General features: G+C 72.3%; 16 protein-coding genes. 9 read left to right on the top strand and 7 right to left on the bottom strand.

Going from position 1 to position 16,897, the window contains the following annotated elements:
• The first annotated feature begins 117 nt into the window (after positions 1–117).
• From AC068B_RS01475 to AC068B_RS01465, 3 genes are all read left to right on the top strand, one after another.
• On the top strand, positions 118–1,632 hold the full coding sequence (locus AC068B_RS01475; protein WP_478668246.1) for an HtaA domain-containing protein: 1,515 nt from the start codon (positions 118–120) through the stop codon (positions 1,630–1,632).
• A 64-nt stretch (positions 1,633–1,696) separates the two neighbouring features.
• The gene (locus tag AC068B_RS01470; RefSeq protein ID WP_478668245.1) at positions 1,697–3,205 is read left to right on the top strand and encodes an HtaA domain-containing protein; all 1,509 of its coding nucleotides are present in this window, start codon (positions 1,697–1,699) and stop codon (positions 3,203–3,205) included.
• A gap of 15 nt (positions 3,206–3,220) precedes the next feature.
• Positions 3,221–3,937, top strand: coding sequence for a PhzF family phenazine biosynthesis protein (locus AC068B_RS01465; RefSeq protein WP_478668243.1), 717 nt, complete (start codon positions 3,221–3,223; stop codon positions 3,935–3,937).
• A 52-nt stretch (positions 3,938–3,989) separates the two neighbouring features.
• On the opposite strand, the gene AC068B_RS01460 is transcribed toward AC068B_RS01465, so the two are convergent.
• Positions 3,990–4,658 (bottom strand): biliverdin-producing heme oxygenase, encoded by a 669-nt coding sequence (locus AC068B_RS01460; protein ID WP_478668241.1) that lies wholly within the window; start codon positions 4,656–4,658, stop codon positions 3,990–3,992.
• Between the two features lie 163 nt (positions 4,659–4,821).
• Complete coding sequence (map, locus tag AC068B_RS01455; RefSeq protein WP_478668240.1) at positions 4,822–5,679, bottom strand: type I methionyl aminopeptidase; 858 nt, start codon at positions 5,677–5,679, stop codon at positions 4,822–4,824.
• A 78-nt stretch (positions 5,680–5,757) separates the two neighbouring features.
• Between map and AC068B_RS01450 the strand changes: the two genes are divergently transcribed.
• On the top strand, positions 5,758–5,985 hold the full coding sequence (locus AC068B_RS01450; protein WP_478668238.1) for a hypothetical protein: 228 nt from the start codon (positions 5,758–5,760) through the stop codon (positions 5,983–5,985).
• Positions 5,986–6,007: 22 nt separating this feature from the next.
• Here AC068B_RS01450 and AC068B_RS01445 read toward each other — a convergent pair whose 3' ends face one another.
• Together AC068B_RS01445 and AC068B_RS01440 are read right to left on the bottom strand one after the other, a co-directional pair.
• Positions 6,008–7,285 (bottom strand): MFS transporter, encoded by a 1,278-nt coding sequence (locus AC068B_RS01445; protein ID WP_478668236.1) that lies wholly within the window; start codon positions 7,283–7,285, stop codon positions 6,008–6,010.
• Positions 7,286–7,357: 72 nt separating this feature from the next.
• Positions 7,358–7,960 carry a hypothetical protein gene (locus tag AC068B_RS01440; RefSeq protein ID WP_359347467.1) on the bottom strand — a complete coding sequence of 201 codons (603 nt, stop codon included), beginning with the start codon at positions 7,958–7,960 and terminating at the stop codon, positions 7,358–7,360.
• A gap of 79 nt (positions 7,961–8,039) precedes the next feature.
• Here AC068B_RS01440 and AC068B_RS01435 point away from each other — a divergent pair, with 79 nt between their 5' ends.
• From AC068B_RS01435 to AC068B_RS01425, 3 genes are all read left to right on the top strand, one after another.
• Positions 8,040–9,116: a sialidase family protein gene (locus AC068B_RS01435; RefSeq protein WP_478668235.1), complete on the top strand. Its 1,077-nt coding sequence runs from the start codon at positions 8,040–8,042 to the stop codon at positions 9,114–9,116.
• 45 nt (positions 9,117–9,161) lie between these two features.
• A complete protein-coding gene (gene npdG / locus AC068B_RS01430) occupies positions 9,162–9,866 on the top strand; it encodes an NADPH-dependent F420 reductase (RefSeq protein ID WP_356266454.1) in 705 nt (234 codons plus the stop codon).
• A gap of 79 nt (positions 9,867–9,945) precedes the next feature.
• Entirely contained in the window at positions 9,946–10,155 is a 210-nt protein-coding gene (locus AC068B_RS01425; protein ID WP_468559821.1) for a hypothetical protein, read from the top strand.
• 24 nt (positions 10,156–10,179) lie between these two features.
• Here the strand turns inward: AC068B_RS01425 and AC068B_RS01420 are convergent, their stop codons facing one another.
• Positions 10,180–10,974 (bottom strand): site-2 protease family protein, encoded by a 795-nt coding sequence (locus tag AC068B_RS01420; RefSeq protein WP_478668233.1) that lies wholly within the window; start codon positions 10,972–10,974, stop codon positions 10,180–10,182.
• A 135-nt stretch (positions 10,975–11,109) separates the two neighbouring features.
• Between AC068B_RS01420 and AC068B_RS01415 the strand changes: the two genes are divergently transcribed.
• Both AC068B_RS01415 and AC068B_RS01410 read left to right on the top strand, forming a co-directional pair.
• Positions 11,110–11,592 carry a DUF6578 domain-containing protein gene (locus AC068B_RS01415; protein ID WP_478668232.1) on the top strand — a complete coding sequence of 161 codons (483 nt, stop codon included), beginning with the start codon at positions 11,110–11,112 and terminating at the stop codon, positions 11,590–11,592.
• A 95-nt stretch (positions 11,593–11,687) separates the two neighbouring features.
• Positions 11,688–14,996 carry an AfsR/SARP family transcriptional regulator gene (locus tag AC068B_RS01410; protein ID WP_478668230.1) on the top strand — a complete coding sequence of 1,103 codons (3,309 nt, stop codon included), beginning with the start codon at positions 11,688–11,690 and terminating at the stop codon, positions 14,994–14,996.
• Here AC068B_RS01410 and AC068B_RS01405 read toward each other — a convergent pair whose 3' ends face one another.
• Both AC068B_RS01405 and AC068B_RS01400 read right to left on the bottom strand, forming a co-directional pair.
• Positions 14,997–15,824: an ABC transporter permease gene (locus AC068B_RS01405; protein ID WP_478668228.1), complete on the bottom strand. Its 828-nt coding sequence runs from the start codon at positions 15,822–15,824 to the stop codon at positions 14,997–14,999. It abuts the gene before it with no gap.
• Positions 15,821–16,843, bottom strand: a complete 1,023-nt coding sequence (locus tag AC068B_RS01400) for an ATP-binding cassette domain-containing protein (RefSeq protein WP_478668226.1) — start codon at positions 16,841–16,843, stop codon at positions 15,821–15,823. Before AC068B_RS01400 ends, AC068B_RS01405 begins: the two co-directional genes overlap by 4 nt.
• Positions 16,844–16,897: the final 54 nt, after the last annotated feature.

Genomic DNA, 16,897 nt, shown 5'->3' with positions numbered 1-16,897 from the left:
CGTAGTTGGTACCCGTCCGGTCCGGGTTCCGGTCGGGGGCTTCCAGACCGAAGTGATCGTAGTTTAGGTTAGCCTTACCTAATTGGCTAGCCCAGTCAGACCTGGAGGAGTCCCCCCATGCCCTCGTCCGGACAGGCGCGCGCCATCGGCCGCGTCTCAGTCGTGGCCGCGCTCACCGCACTGGCCGGAGCCCTGCTCCCGGCGGCCGCCGCGCACGCCGAGGACCGCACGGTCCAGGGCGGCCGCCTCGACTGGGGCATCAAGTCCTCCTTCCAGAGCTACGTCACGGGGCCGATCGCCCAGGGCGGTTCCACGCTGCAAGGGGGCGCCGCCACGGTCGGCGGCAGCCAGTTCCGCTTCCACTCGGCGAAGGGCTCGTACGACCCGGACAGCGGGGCGTTCAGTGCCGGGTTCTCGGGCGGGGTGCGCTTCACCGGGCACAAGAAGGGCGGCTCGTACGCGCTCGACCTGACGATCAGCCGCCCCACCGTGCAGGTCTCCGACGGCTCCGGCACGCTCTACGCCGACATGGTCAGCAAGGAGAAGGGCACCGGCAAGGTCACCTCGACCCCGCGGGTGCCGCTCGCCTCGCTCAACGTCTCCGGCATCGACATGAAGGGCGGCACCGGCCCGATCGCCCTCAACAACCTCCCCGCGACGCTCACTTCGCAGGGCGCCAAGGCCTTCGCCGGGTACTACACGGCGGGCACCGCGCTCGATCCGGTGAGCCTGTCGACGGACCTCGTGGCGAACAAGCCCGCCGAGAAGAAGCCGTCCGACGACAAGGCGAAGGCGAAGGAGAAGGAGAAGGAGAAGGGGAAGGCGAAGGCCAAGGCGGGCCGCATCGAGGACGCCGCCGTCGACTGGGGCGTGCGCCGCACCTTCCGCGAGTACGTCACCGGCTCCATCGCCAAGGGCGAGTGGAAGCTCTCCGCGGGCGCCCAGGACGGAGGAGCGCTCTTCCGCTTCCCCCGGGGCAAGGGCACGTACGACGAGAAGAAGCAGACCCTCGCGGCGGACTTCGCCGGATCGGTCCGCTTCACCGGCGAACACGGCCTCGACCTGACGCTCTCCGAGGTCGCCGTCACCGTACGGGACGGCAAGGGCACGCTCTCGGCGGACGTCGACAGCAAGGGCGACCGCGGCGCCACCCTGAAGCACGCCCCGCTGATCACCTTCCCCGCGGCGGAGAAGGAGTTGACGCCGAAGGACGGCCTGGTCTCCCTCGCCGAGGTGTCGTCGAAGCTCACCGCCGAAGGCGCCAAGGCGTTCGGCGGCATGTACAAGGCGGGCTCCGCGATGGATCCGCTGTCGCTCGCCGTCGCCCTCGACGCCGGGGCGGAGCTGCCCGCGCTGCCCGACCTCGGCTCGTCCGCGCGGCCGGACGCCGCGCCGGAGAAGCCCGCGCGGCCGAAGACCGAGAACGCCGCGCAGTCCGCCGACTCCTCGTCGAACGCCGTGCCCATCAGCATCGGCGCGGGCGTCGCGGTGCTGCTGGCCGCGGCGGTGGCTTTCGGAGTCGTACGCAAGAGGCGCACGGAGGCGGCCACTTCCGACTCGGCCTCAGCCTCCACCGACGCCCCCACCTCCACCTCTACCCCTACCCCTACCTCCACCTCCGACGAATCCTGACCGGCCGCCCTTACCGGTCACCGTCACCCCCCTCACCCCCTCTCTCCCAAGGAGAAGCCTGATCATGGCCGCCACCCGTCGCCCCCTGACCCTCGCGGCAGCCGTCGCGACCGCCGTCGCGCTCGGCGCGAGCGTTCTCACCCTGCCCGCGCTCGCCGCCGAGGGCGCTGGCAACAGCAAGGCCGCCCCGCCGAAACTGGAGCTCAAGGACGGCACGCTGCAGTGGGGCCTGAAGGAGTCCTTCCGCAAGTACGTCACGGGCATGGCCCACGGCAAGATCGAGGCCAAGGGCGGCGCCTCGCAGGCCGCGGGCAACGGGGTGTTCACGTTCTCCGACGGCAAGGGGACGTACGACACCGGCACCCACGCCACCGACACCGCCTTCAAGGGCAGCGTCCGCTTCACGTCCACGCTCCACAAATTCGACATCAGCATCGCCGACGTCAAGGTCCGCACCAAGGGGAAGACCGGCGCCATCAGAGCCGACGTGACGCTCAACGGTGCCGTGCAGAACGACATCGACCTGGCCAAGCTCGACCTGAGCGCGGTCCGCCCCGGCCAGGGCGGGGGAGAGGGCGGCGCGATGGTCTTCGAGGACATCCCGGCGACGCTGACCGCGAAGGGCGCCAAGGCGTTCAACGGCATGTACGCGGAGGGCGAGAAGCTCGACCCGGCCACGCTCACGGTGACGCCGGGCGGCCCCGTGCCCGGAGAGCCCACGGACAAGCCGACCACCCCGCCCAAGCCCACCGAACCCAGCAAGCCCTCCAAGCCTGCCAAGCCCTCCAAGCCCGCGGTGAATCCAAAGCCCAGCGCGTCGCAGAAGGCCACGGGCGGCGTCGTCGACGGCAGCCTGTCCTGGGGGCTGAAGGAGTCCTTCCGCAAGTACATCTCCACCGGCGGCAAGGCGACCGTCGCGGGCGGCGCGAAGAAGATCTCCAGCGGCTACCGGTTCCCGTACACCAAGGCGGAGCTGGACTCCGGCGCCAAGAAGGCCGACGCCTCCTTCGGCGGCAGCGTCCGCTTCACGTACCCGGCGCACGGCATCGACATGAAGTTCAGCGACCTCAAGGTGCGGGCGAAGGGCGCCAAGGGCACCCTGCTCGTCGACGTCACCACGCCCAAGGGCACCAACAACGACGTCAAGTTCGCCACGCTCGACCTCTCCAAGGCCTCGTACGAGCCCAAGGGCGACGTCGTGCTGTTCGACAAGGTGCCCGCGACCCTGACGGCGGCGGGCGCGAAGCAGTTCGCCAACGACACGACGGGCTCCCCGTACCCGGCGGGCGAGAAGCTCGACCCGGTGACGGTCGCGCTGTCCGCCAAGGCGGGCGCCGGGCTTCCGGCCGACGGCGGGACCGGTGGCGGCACTGGCGGCGGGGAAGCGGGCGGCACCGGCACGACGGGCTCGGGCTCGGTGGGCGGCGGCTCGGTCGGCGGCACGGACGAGCTCGCGGCCACCGGCTCCTCCGTCCCCTCGACCGCGCTGCTCGGCGCGGCGGGCGTGGCGCTGGCGGCGGGTGCGGGCGCGGTCGTCGTGGCGCGACGGCGACGGGGCGCCGAAGCGGTGTGATGCTTCAATGCCCGGGTGACGGAACCACTCGACATAAGCGACGCACTTGAAACGCTCGACGTAGTACGCGTCTTCTGCGGGCCCGACGGTCGGCACGGCAACGAACTCGGTGTCGTGCGCGACGGGGCCCGCATCTGCGTCCGCGCGGACCGCCAGGCGCTGGCCGCGAAGCTCGGCTACAGCGAGACGGTCTTCGTCGACGACCCCGAGCGCGGCGTCATCGACATCTACACGCCCACCCTGCGGCTGCCCTTCGCGGGCCACCCCTGCGTCGGCACGTCCTGGCTCCTCGACGTGCCCGAACTGGTCACGCCCGCGGGGGTGGTGGAGGCCCGCCAGGACGGCGAGTTCACCTGGATCGCGGCGCGGGCCGAGTGGGCGCCGCCGAGGACGCTGCGGCGGTACGGGACGGTGGCGGAGGTCGAGGCGCTCGACGTGCCGCCGTCCGGCGAGTGGATCTATGCCTGGGCGTGGGACGACGAGGCGGCGGGGCGCGTGCGCGCCAGGGGCTTTCCCGGGCGGGACGACGGCATCGACGAGGACGAGGCGACGGGCGCGGCGGCGCTCCTGCTCACGCACGCACTGGGCCGCGCCCTCAACATCAGGCAAGGGCGCGGCTCGCAGATCCTGACGGCACCGGGGCCTGCCGGGGTGATCGAGGTGGGCGGCCGAGCAAGGCTCGCGGAATGCGGCCCCTGGGGGTCCCCCCGGGCGGAGTCCGGGGGAGTTTGAGGAGCGGGGGTCCGGGGGGCGAAGGAGGCGGCACCCCCGAGTCGGCACCCCGTCAGGCGGTCAGCGGGAACTCTTCCCCGAGCTCACGGAACACCGCCGTGTTCAGAGCGAAAGCGCGCTTGCACTCGTCGACGATCCGCTTCTTCTCCAGGTCGTCGGTGACCACCGAGTCGATCCCGTCGAGCAGCTCGCGGTAACTCCGCTTGAACGCGGCCGGGTTGGTGATGCCCTCGAAGACGTAGAACCGCACGCCGTCGCCCTTGCGGGCGAAGCCCCAGGTCTGCTCGGCCTTGCCGCGGATGATCTGGCCGCCGGAGAGGTCGCCGAGATAGCGCGTGTAGTGGTGGGCGACGTAACCACCGGGCCAGGTGCGGGCGCATTCCTCGACCCGGGCCGCGTACGCCGCCGTGGCGGGCAGCGGGGTGACGTCCTCGCGCCAGTCCGCGCCGCGCAGGTGCGTGAGGTCGCGCTCAAGCTCGCCCACGCGGGCCAGCTCGGGCTGTATGAACGGCCCGGCGACGGGGTCGTCGCGCAGGGCCTGGGCGCCGTCCTCCAGGGCGCGGTACACGAACCAGAGCTGTTCCGTGTACCGCGTGTACGCGTCGACGCCGAGCCTGCCGCCGAGGAGGTCGCTCATGAACGTCGAGGTCTCCGCCTCCGTGTGCTGTTCGTGCGACGCGGTGCGGATGACCGTCGAGAAAGGCGTGAGCGGCGTGACCATGCGGTGCCTCCAGGGGAGCCGAGGGCTGACGGAATGGCGGGAACCAGTGCGACCCCTGCAGATCATGCAAGTTAGGCTTACCTAAGTCAACCAGTTCCCGACACCCTGTCGGTAAAAGAGTTACCCGCCCACGCCCCTCGGAACCTCCCGATCCTGATCTTCCTCAGGGCAGCGTGAGGATCTCCGTCCCCGTGTCCGTCACCACCAGCGTGTGCTCGAACTGGGCGGTCCGCTTCCTGTCCTTGGTGACGACGGTCCAGCCGTCCTCCCACATGTCGTACTCGTGCGTGCCGAGCGTCAGCATCGGCTCGATCGTGAACGTCATGCCGGGCTGGATGACGGTCGTGGCGTGCGGGCTGTCGTAGTGCGGCACGATCAGGCCGGAGTGGAAGGACGTGTTGATGCCGTGGCCGGTGAAGTCGCGCACCACGCCGTAGCCGAAGCGCTTGGCGTACGACTCGATGACCCGGCCGATGATGTTGATCTGGCGGCCGGGCTTGACGGCCTTGATGGCGCGGTCGAGGGACTCGCGGGTCCGCTCGACGAGCAGCTTCGACTCCTCGTCGACGTCGCCGACGAGGTAGGTGGCGTTGTTGTCGCCGTGCACGCCGCCGAGGTAGGCCGTCACGTCGAGGTTGACGATGTCGCCGTCGTTCAGGACGGTCGAGTCCGGGATCCCGTGACAGATGACCTCGTTGACCGAGCTGCACAGTGACTTCGGGAAGCCGCGGTAGCCCAGCGTCGAGGGGTAGGCGCCGTGGTCGCACATGTACTCGTGCGCGACGCGGTCCAGCTCATCGGTGGTCACGCCCGGCGCGATGTGCTTCGCGGCCTCTTCCATGGCGCGGGCGGCGATGCGGCCCGCGGTACGCATCAGCTCGATGGTCTCGGGGGTCTGCACCTCGGGTCCCGAGTACGGGGTCGGCGCGGGTTTCCCCACGTACTCCGGGCGCCGGATGTTGCCGGGGACGGAACGGTGGGGAGAGAGCTCCCCCGGAACGAGCAGTGACTGGCCAGACATGCCAGCGAGTCTAGCCAGCCGTCGTGGGGCAGCATGGCCTCAAGAGCGGTACCCGATCGGGGACGGAAGGAGCGGGGCATGGCGCTGTTCAAGAAGCGGACGGTCGGCAGGCCGGGCGAGTGGTTCTACTGCCTGGAGCACCACAAGGTCGAGGAGGGCCCGGACTGCCCCGGCAAGGACCGCATGGGCCCTTACGGCTCGCGCGAGGAGGCGCAGCACGCGATGCAGACCGCCGCGGAGCGCAACCTGGAGTGGGAGACCGACCCCAAGTGGCACGACAAGGGCGCCCGGGGCGAGGACGAGTAGGCGAGGCGAGGAGCGGCCCGGGTCAGAGCGCGGCCGCCCGCTCCGCGGTCCGCTCCCGGCGCAGCTTCGCGTCCGGGTCGGTCGTCGCGTCGTACGAGATGAGCCGCGGCAGCACCGCCGCCAGGATGCCGACCGAGGCCACGCAGGCCAGGCCGCCCGACCAGATGGCGGGCCGGGTGCCGGTCCAGCCCGCCGCCGCGCCCGCGCGGACCTGGCCGAGCTGCGGGCCGACGCTGTACGAGAGGACCTCGATCCCGGCGAGCCGCCCCCGCAGCTCGTCCGGGATGGTCTGGTTCCAGATCGTGGAGCGGCCGAGCCCGCTCGCCATGTCCCCGGCGCCCGCGACCGCGAGGCAGCCGAGCACCACCCAGATGTTCGAGAGCCAGCCCGCCGCGGTGATCGCGAGACCCCAGCCCGCCGCCCCGAACACCACGAGCAGCCCGTGCCGCCGCACCCGCGAGGTCCACCCGCTGGTGAGGCTGAACAGCAGCGAGCCGACCGCGCCCGCCGCGTACATCAGGCCGAGCGCCCACTCCGCGTCCAGGTCGTCCGCGAGGAACGGGAAGATCGTGTTCGGGAAGGCGAAGAACATCGCCGCCATGTCGATCGCGTACGTGCCGAGCAGCACCGGCCGCGACCACGCGTACCGCGCGCCCTCCGCGAGGCCCTTCAGCGACGGCTTCTCCGCGTCGTGCGCGGCGGGCGCGGGGGAGAGGCGGGTGCACAGGAGCACGGACACCGCGAAGCAGGCGATCGTGACCCCGTACGCGGACGCGTGCCCGGCGTACGCGACGACCAGGCCCGCGAGCGAGGGGCCCGCGATGGCCCCCACGTTCCACCGCAGCGAGTTCAGCGCGGCGGCCGCCGTCAGCTGGTCGTGCGGCACGATCCGCGCCATCAGTGAGTCCAGGGCGGGGCGTTGCAGCCCGGCCAGTGCGGAGACGCCCGCCGCGACGACGTACAGCGGCCACAGCAGCGGCTCGGGCAGCAGCGCGTTCACGAGCAGGATGACGGCGAGCAGCCCCAGTGCCGCCTCGGTCAGGAGGATCACCTTGCGCCGGTCCACGGCATCGGCGAGCGCGCCGCCGTAGAGCCCGAAGACGATCAGCGGCACCAGCTCGACCGCGCCCATCGCGCCGACCGCGACCGGCGAGTCCGTCAGCTCCTTGATCTGCAGCGGCAGCGCGACCATCGCCATGAAACTGCCGAAGTACGTGACGAGGCCCTGGACCCACAGCAACCGGAAGTCGCGGGTGGATCGCCAGGGGGAGAGATCGGGCAGTATCGCGGAGAGAGGCACGAAACGTCATGCTCAGCTCAGACCGGTGCGGTGGGCAACTGAATTTCGGCTCACCAGCGTGCCACCGCCGTCTCACCACCGCGTCGGCGGCGGTGACGTCAGCTGGTCGGCGAGCCGCGACAGCCGGTCGCGCAGCCGTCTGCGGCCCCGCGCCTCGGGCAGCGCGTTCTCCCCGGCCGCCGCGCTCACCAGGTGCTGGACCGTGTCCAGGTCCAGGTCGGGGGTCTCGGGCACGGCGAGCGCCTCGTGCGAGAGGGAGGCCAGGTCCCGGTCGCCCGAGTCGAGCGCGAGCACCGTCGCACCGGCCCGCCGCGCGTCGTGCACCCGCGTGAGCAGCTCCGCGTCCGGCGCGTCCGGCGCCACGACGAGCAGCGTCTCGCCGCGCCGCGCCGCCTCGATCCGGCCGAGGCCCGTCGACAGGTGCGCCGGGTCCGTGGCGAGAACCCGGTGCCGCACGAGCGTCGGGGTCAGCTCCGGCGTGCCCGACCAGGCCGCCTCGTCGACGAGGTGCGCGGCCAGGTGCCACGGCTCGTAGGCCGCCGTGCCCACGAGCAGCAGCCCGCCGCCGTGCGGCACGACGGAGGTCCTCAGCGTCCCCGCGAAACGGCGGGTGGCTCCCAGCCACTCCGTTCCGGCGAGCACTTCGCGCAGCAGCGCGACCCGTACGGCATCCATGGCGTCGCATCCTCCAGCAACAGGACACTCGTCACCGGGCGTTCACGGGGATTTCCCTCGCGCAGGGGAAGGGCGGGGGATGACTGCTGAGACATCTGTTCCCTTCCGCGCGGGCCGCGAGGGATATGCGAGCTTCCGCATCCCCGCCGTCGTCATCAGCGCCGCCGGTACCGTCCTCGCCTTCTGCGAGGGCCGCGTCGGTTCCCAGGACGACTTCGGCAACATCGACATCGTCCTCAAGCGGTCCGCCGACGGCGGCCGCACCTGGGGCCCGCTCCAGATCGTCGGCAAGAACGGCGCCGACCTCGCGGGCAACCCCGCCCCCGTCGTCCTCGACACCGGACGCCTCCTCCTCGTCCAGGTCAGGAACGCCGCCGCGGCCACCGAGGAGGCCATCCGCCGCGGCCAGGTCTCCGCGGCGGCAGGACGCCGCGTCTGGGTGCAGCGCAGCGACGACGACGGCCTCACCTGGACCGCGCCGCGCGAGATCACCGGCCAGGTGAAGAGGGCGAACTGGCGGTGGTACGCCACGACACCCGGGCACGCCCTGCAGCTGACCACGGGGCGGGTGCTGGTCCCCGCCAACCACTCCCTGCCGCCCGCAGGGACGGACAACGGCACCGAGGGGAAGTACAACGGCGGGCACTGCCTGCTCAGCGACGACGCGGGCGCGACCTGGCGCATCGGCTACATCGACGACAACACCAACGGCTACATCAACGTGAACGAGACCGCCGCCGCCGAACTCCCCGACGGCCGCGTCTACTTCAACACCCGCAACGACTCCCCGGCCCCCGGCACCCGCGGCGACGCCCACTCGCACGACGGCGGCCGCAGCCTGGCCAAACCCTTCCGCCCGCAGGCCGGGCTCACCGGCCCCGTGGTGGAGGGCAGCGTCCTGCAGCTGCGCGACCCCGACGTGCTGCTCTTCTCCGGCCCCGCCGACCCCGGCTTCCGCGCCCTGATGACCGTGCGCCGCTCCACCGACGGCGGCACGACCTGGCAGGCCGCCCACACCGTCGACGGGCTCCCGGCCGCGTACTCCGACCTCGTGCGCCTCGACGCGGACACCGTCGGACTGCTCTACGAGACCGGGGACTTCAGCGCGTACGAGACGATTTCCTTCCGGCGGATACCGGTGGCGGAACTGGCATGACGCACGGATGTCCGAACATCCCGTACGGCTGAGTAAGGTCGCCGTATGACCTCTACCGACAGTGTGCAGAAGGCCCCCGCCAAGGACCCCTGGGAGCTGCCCGACGTGTCCGGGCTCGTCGTCGGCGTGCTCGGCGGCACCGGCGACCAGGGGCGGGGGCTCGCCTACCGCCTGGCCCGCGCGGGCCAGAAGGTGATCATCGGCTCCCGCGCCGCCGAGCGCGCGCAGACCGCCGCCGACGAGCTCGGCCTCGGCGTCGAGGGCGCGGACAACGCGGAGTGCGCGCGGCGCAGCGACATCGTGATCGTCGCCGTGCCGTGGGACGGCCACGCCAAGACCCTCGAATCGCTGCGCGAAGAGCTGAGCGGCAAGCTCGTCGTCGACTGCGTGAACCCGCTCGGCTTTGACAAGAAGGGCGCGTACGCCCTCAAGCCCGAAGAGGGCAGCGCCGCCGAGCAGGCCGCCGCGCTGCTCCCCGACTCCCGCGTCACCGCCGCCTTCCACCACCTGTCGGCCGTGCTGCTCCAGGACCCGGCCATCGAGGAGATCGACACCGATGTGATGGTGCTCGGCGAGAGCCGCGCCGACACCGACGTGATCCAGGCCCTCGCCGCCCGCATCCCCGGCATGCGCGGCGTCTTCGCGGGCCGGCTGCGCAACGCCCACCAGGTCGAGTCACTGGTCGCCAACCTGATCTCCGTGAACCGGCGCTACAAGGCGCACGCGGGGCTGCGGGTCACCGACGTGTAGGGCGGGCGGGGGCGGGGGTGGGTATGAGGGACACTGGATGCGTACGTCCGCACGCTTCAGTCGACAGGAGCCGACCCCCATGCCCCGCCTCGCCGTGTACGCCCTCGTCGTCTGCGCCCTCGCCGTCGCCGCGGCCGTGATCTCCTTCATGCAGGGCAGCTGGCTCGGCATCGTGTGGGTGCTGCTCGCCGGGCTCTCGTCGAACATGGCCTGGTTCTACCTGCGGCGGGCCAAGGTGCAGCGGGACGCGCAGCGGGCCGCGGGCCGCCCCGAGGCGTCCGCTTCGTAACCCGTCCGCCCCCGTCGGCCCCGGTCAGCTGCCGGGGATCTCCTGGGACCCCTCCCAGAAGCGGTACAGCTCGTGGCCCCAGTAGGTGTCCCATTCGGTGACGCCGAGGGCGCGCAGGATCGCGTCGATCGCGTCGAAGAAGGCGCGGTTGACCTCCGGGATCCACAAGATGACGAAGACGGCGATCAGTCCGAACGGCGCGAACGGCTCCACCTGGCGGCGGATCTTGTGCGAAAGCCAGGGTTCGATGACGCCGTACCCGTCCAGGCCCGGGATGGGCAGGAAGTTCAGGATCGCGGCGGTCACCTGGAGCAGGGCGAGGAAACCGAGCGCGTACCGGAACGTGTCGGGGACGCCGTCCAGGGCGTCCAGCCAGAACGGCGCCGTGCAGACGACGGCGAAGAGCACGTTGGTCAGCGGGCCCGCCGCCGAGATCAGGCTGTGCCGCCAGCGGCCCCGGATGCGGCCCCGCTCGATGAAGACGGCGCCGCCGGGCAGGCCGATGCCGCCCATGATCACGAACAGCACGGGCAGCACGATGCTGAGCAGCGCATGCGTGTACTTCAGCGGGTTGAGGGTCAGATAGCCCTTCGCGCCGATGGAGATGTCGCCGCTGTGCAGGGCGGTGCGCGCGTGCGCGTACTCGTGCAGACAGAGGGAGACGATCCAGGCGGCCGTCACGAAGAGGAAGACGGCGAGCCCCGGGTTGTCGGCGAAACCGGTCCAGGCGGCCCAGCCGGAGACCGCCGTGACGGCGGCGATCCCCAGGAAGACGGGGCTGATCCGCCGGTCGCTGCGGCGGATGGGGGTGCTGGTCATGGGGCGGGGCTCTCCTGGGATCTGGCGGCGGCGGTCGGCCGTGCGGCGGCCGGGCGTGCCGACCGTACCCCGCGCTTGAGGGCTCGAAGCGAAAACGTCTCGCACGCGCCACCGAGTTCCGGGGAGGGTGGAGACATGACGCTGTGGAACGTGATGTACCAGGACTGGCAGATGGAGTGCTGCGGAAAGCCGTTCCGCGTGGGCGAGGAGATGACGTGGCAGCTCCTGGTCGACCCGGCCGTGCGGGGGCCCGAGTGGGCGGCGGAACTCAGCGACATCGAGGGGCCGGTGGAGTCGGCGGGGGGCGGGCCCGTGGTGTGCTCGGGCGGGGTGACGGTGCCGTGGCAGGGGGACGGGGGGTGGCCCCCGCGGGCGCTGTTGACGGGGCTGCTCTCGGTGGAGCGGCACGGGGGGAAGTGGCCGCCGACGGTGGGGGTGGTGCGGGGCATCCAGGTGGTCGGCCAGGGCTTCGTTGCGGACGGCGCGGTGCCGGGGAAGCGGCGGCTGCGGGCGGTGGACGCGTGCCCGAAGTGGTTCGAGCGGGTGGGGAGGGCGGCGGCGGGGGCGGCGCTCCGGTGGGAGGAGACGGGGGTGCTGGTGTCGCTGGAGGTGCGGTGAGATGGGCGACGATGGCGTCCCGGGCGGTGTGCGCCCGGCGTTCGTCGGTGGGTGCGGGGCCGTCGGGCGTGTGCTGAGCGGGGGAGAATGAGACAGTGCGATATTGCGTTCTGGGGGCGGCCCGAGCCGCTCGCCCCGATGGAAGTCCCGTTGCCGTCGGCGGCGCACGTCTGCGTGCCCTCCTGACGGCGCTCGCCTTGCACCCCGGCCGCCCGGTCCCCGCCCAGGCACTGGTCGACGACGTGTGGGCGGGCGAGCCGCCCGCGGACGCGAGCGGTGCGCTGCAGGCACTGGTGGGGCGCCTGCGCCGGGTCATCGGCGCGGACGCCGTCGCCTCGGCGGACGGGGGATACCGGCTCCGGGCGCACCCCGACGAGGTGGACGTGTTCCTCTTCGACCGACTGGTGGGCGAGGGCACCCGCGCCCTCGCGGCCGGCGACCCGGTGAAGGCGGCCGAGGCCCTGGACGACGCGCTCGCCCTGTGGACCGGCGAGCCCCTCGCCGACCTCCCGGAACGCACCGCGGACGCCGCCCGCTGGCGGGCCCGCCACCTCGACGCCCGGCGCGCCGGGATGGCCGCGGCCCTCGCCCTGGGGGACGGCGAGCGGGTGCTGCCCGAGCTCGCCGAGCTGTGCGCCGCCCACCCCCTGGACGAACCGCTGCAGGCCCTGCGGCTGCGCGCGCTGCGCGCCACGGGCCGCGCCGCGGAGGCCCTCGCCACGTACGAAGGGGTGCGGCGCGGCATCGCGGACCGGCTCGGCGCCGACCCGGGGCCCGAACTCCGCGCCCTGCACGAGGAGTTGCTGCGGGAGCCGCCCGCCGCCCCCGCGCGGGAGCGCGCGCCGGGAAACCTCCGTGCCCGGCTCACCTCCTTCGTCGGGCGCGAGGCCGACATCGACGCGCTGCGGGACGACCTGGCGAAGGCGCGCCTGGTGACGCTGCTCGGACCCGGCGGCGCCGGGAAGACGCGGCTCTCGCAGGAGGCCGCAGAGGCCGTCGCCGGGGGCCTCCCGGACGGCGTGTGGCTGGCCGAGCTCGCGCCGGTCGAGGACCCCGCGGACGTCCCCGCCGCCGTCCTCACCGCACTCGGCGCCCGCGAGACCGTGCTGCGCGGCGCGGGCGCCGAGGAGATGCGGGCCATGTCGGAGCGGCACGGTGAGGACCCGGCGGCCCGGCTCGTCGAGCACTGCGGCGCGCGCCGCATGCTGATCGTCCTCGACAACTGCGAGCACGTCGTCGAGGCCGCCGCCCACCTCGCCGACGAGCTCCTCGCCCGCTGCCCGGGGGTGACGGTGCTCGCCACGAGCCGCGAACCCCTCGGCGTACCGGGCGAGTTGCTGCGACCCGTCGAGCCGCTGCCCGAGCCGGTCGCGCTGCGTCTTTTCGCCGAGCGCGGCGCCGCCGCACAGCCGGGGTTCACCGTCGAGGGGGACCCGGCCGCCGCCGCCGAGATCTGCCGCCGCCTCGACGGCCTGCCGCTCGCCATCGAACTCGCCGCGGCCCGCCTGCGGATGCTCACCCCGCGCCAGATCGCCGACCGCCTCGACGACCGCTTCCGGCTGCTCACCAGCGGCGCCCGCACGGTCCTGCCCCGCCAGCAGACCCTGCGGGCCGTCGTCGACTGGTCCTGGGACCTCCTGGACGAGGCCGAGCGGGCGGTCCTGCGCCGGCTCTCCGTCTTCGCGGGCGGCTGTGATCTGACCGCGGCGGAGGAGGTGTGCGCGGAAGTGGGCGGCCTGCACGACGTCGCGGACCTGCTCGGGTCGCTCGTCGACAAGTCCCTCGTCGTCGCCGCACCTTCGCCGCTGTCCGACGGCGGCATGCGCTACCGGCTCCTGGAGACCGTCGCGGAGTACGCGGGCGAGCGGCTCGACGAGACGGGCGGCCGGGCCGCCGCCGAGCGGGCGCACCTCGTGCACTACCGCGAGCTCGCCAGGACCACCGACCCCCAGCTGCGCGGCCACGGGCAGCACGCCGCCGTGGAGCGGCTGGAGACCGAGTACGAGAACCTGCGCACCGCCCTGCGGCACGCGGTCGCCGCACAGGACGAGCAGGAGGCGCTCTGCCTCGTCCTGTCCCTCTCCTGGTACTGGCAGATCCGCGGTCTGCGCGTGGAGACCCGCAACTGGTCCCGCGACATCACGGCCCTCGGCCCCGACCCCTTCGCCCCGCCCGTCGCTCCCGCACCCCCGCTGTACGAGTCGTGCACGGACGCGCCCCCGCCGATGAGCCCCGAGATGCTCGTGGAGGCCCGCCGCGAGGTGCATCTGCTCCTCCTCTCCTGCATGGAGATGGACATGGTGGACTGGCAGTCGCCCGCGTCGGCGACGAAGTTGGAGGGCATCAGGCGTGCGTACCGCCCCGGCCTCCCGCAGACCTGCCGGACCCCCGGCAACCTCTGGTTCTTCGCCGTGCTGCTCGGCGGCGGCATGGAGGAGCTGCGGACCACCCTCGCCGAGACGGTCGACACCTGCCGCGCCCTCGGGTACGACTGGGAGCTCGCCGCCGCCCTCCAGACCCGGGCCAACATCCTCGCCAACCGCACCGACTGGGCGGGCGACGCCATCCGCGACGCGGACGAGGCGCTGCAGGGGTTCCGGCGGCTCGGTGACGTCTGGGGCATCGCCGAGGCGCTTGCCGCACGGGGCGAATCGCACGAGCGGCGCGGCGAGTTCGCGGCGGCCATGGAGGACTACGAGGCCGCGGTTGGGTACGCCGAAAAGCTCGGCGCCCAGAGCCAGGTGGCCCTGCTCAAGGCCCGGCTCGGCTCGATCCTGACGGACTCCCCGGCGCAGCGGGACCTCTTCGACAGGGGGGAAGCGCTGCTGCGGGAGGTCCTCGAGAACCCCGGACGGCACGGTGCGGGCGACGCGATGCCCGCCGCCCGGCTCTTCCTCGCCCTGGCGCTGGGCCGCATCCGCCGCCTCGACGAGGCGCGCGAGCAACTGCGGCGGTTGCGCGAGGAGTTCAACGGCATCGGATACGCGATCTTCGACAGCTCCGTGCTCGGCATCACCGCCTGGCTGGACGCGCTGGACGGGCGGCACGCCGAGAGCCTCGTGGGGGCGTGCGGGGCCTTCGAGAAGGCCCTCGACCCGTTGTCGCGGATCGTCGCCCCGCAGATGGCCTCCGTCCATCTGTCCGTCGTCGCCATGGCGGCGGCCGGGTACGGCGAGGGGGATCGCGCGTACGACGCCGCGCGGCTGCTCGCGCTCTCGGACCGGGAACTGCCACCCGGGCACTTCGCGAACACGATGGAGCGGGAGATCCGCGCGGCGGCGGAGCTGCGGTCCCGCGCCGTGCTCGGGGACGACGCGTACGAAGCGGCGTACGCGAAGGGCGGCGGCCTCACTCTGGAGGAGGCCACCGCCCTGTGCACCGCGTGGGCCGAAGCGGCCCGGTGATCAGTTCTTCGTGCGGAACTTGTGGATCGCGATCGGCGCCATCACCAGCGTGAGCGCCACCGACCAGCCGACCGTCACCCACAGGTCGTGGGCGACGGGCCCGCCGACCATCAGACCGCGCGCGGAGTCCGCGAGGGCGGAGAGCGGGTTGTAGTCGGTGAAGCCCTGCAGCCAGCCCGGCATCGACTTGGTCGGCGCGAAGATCGACGAGCCGAACTGCAACGGCATCAGGACCAGGAAGCCCATCGCCTGCACGGACTGGGCGCTCTTCATCGAGACGCCGAGGACCAGGAAGATCCACATGATGGACGTGCCGAACAGGGCGGAGAGGCCCACGGCGGCGAACATGCCGCCCCAGTTCGTGATGTCGAAGCCCACCAGGACGCCGACGATCATCATGATCGTCGTCGCGATGAGCAGCCGCATCAGCTCCACCACGATCTTGGCGAAGAGGACCGAGCCCTGGCCGATCGGCAGGGTCCTGAACCGGTCCATGATGCCGTTCTGGAAGTCCTGGTTGAAGCCGGTGCCGACGGCCATGGCGATGTTCATGCTCAGCATCGCCATCATGCCCGGCACCACGTACTGCACGTACTGGTCCTGACCGCCGCCGAGCGCCTGCCCGATGGAGCCGCCGAAGACGTACACGAACAGGAGCGTGAAGACGATCGGCATCAGGACCGCGTCGAACATCGACTCCGGGTCCTGCCGGATCCACAGCAGATTGCGGCGGACCAGCGCGCCGGTGTGCCGGACGTGGGCGCGCAGACCGATGTGGGCGTCCGCCTCGCTCTTCTTGAGGGGGACCGTGAGTGTGGTGGCGCTCATACGGCGACCTCCTCGAGTTCTGCGGGGCGGGCGTCCTGGGGGGCGCTGGCCTTCTGGCCGGTGATGGACAGGAACACCTCGTCCAGGCTGGGGAGTTCGGTGCCTATCGAGCCGATCGTGATGCCGCGCGCGGTGACCGCGCCGACGACGGCGGTCAGCTGCTCGTCGCTGAGGATCGGGACGAGGACCGTGCCGGTCTCGACGTCGACCGACGAGGTGGCGAGGCCGGTCAGGCCCAGGTCGTCGAGGGCGTTCGCCAGCGGGCTCAGCTCCAGCGGGTCGGCCGGGCGGATGCGCAGGGTGCGGCCGCCGACCTTCGCCTTCAGCTCGTCGATGCCGCCGTTGGCGATGACCTTGCCGCGGTCGATGACCGTCAGCTCGGAGGCCAACTGCTCGGCCTCCTCCATGTACTGGGTGGTGAGCAGCACCGTCACGCCCTCGGTGACCATGCGCTTGACCTCGCTCCACACCTCGTTGCGGGTGCGGGGGTCGAGGCCGGTCGTCGGCTCGTCCAGGTAGAGGACGGACGGGCTGCCGATCATCGACGCGGCGAGGTCGAGGCGGCGGCGCATGCCGCCGGAGTACGTGCTCGCGGGGCGCTTGGCCGCCTCGGTGAGCGAGAACCGCTCAAGGAGACCGTCGGCGCGGGACCTGGCCTCCTTGCGGGACAGGTCGAGCAGCCGCCCGATCATGTAGAGGTTCTCGCGGCCCGAGAGCTTCTCGTCCACCGCTGCGTACTGACCGGTGAGGCCGATCACGCGGCGGAGCTGGCGGGGCTGGCGGACCACGTCGTACCCGGCGACGAGGGCCGAGCCCGCGTCCGGGGTGATGAGGGTGGAGAGGCAGCGCACCAGGGTGGTCTTGCCCGCGCCGTTGGGCCCGAGGACGCCGAGGACGGTGCCCTCGCGCACGTCGAGGTCCACGCCGTCCAGTGCTTTGGTCTCGCCGTAGTGCTTGACCAGTCCCCTTACGGTGACCGCGCTCCCTGCGCCGCCGGGGTTCACGTCGATTCGCTTCATGACCTCAAGATGTCAGAGGCCACCGACAAACCACCGACATCCCACCGACAGGCG

The organism is Streptomyces sp. NPDC042371 (assembly GCF_056437465.1).
The sequence above is the reverse complement of the archived record's forward strand: the minus strand, read 5'-3'. Positions and strand labels throughout refer to the sequence as shown.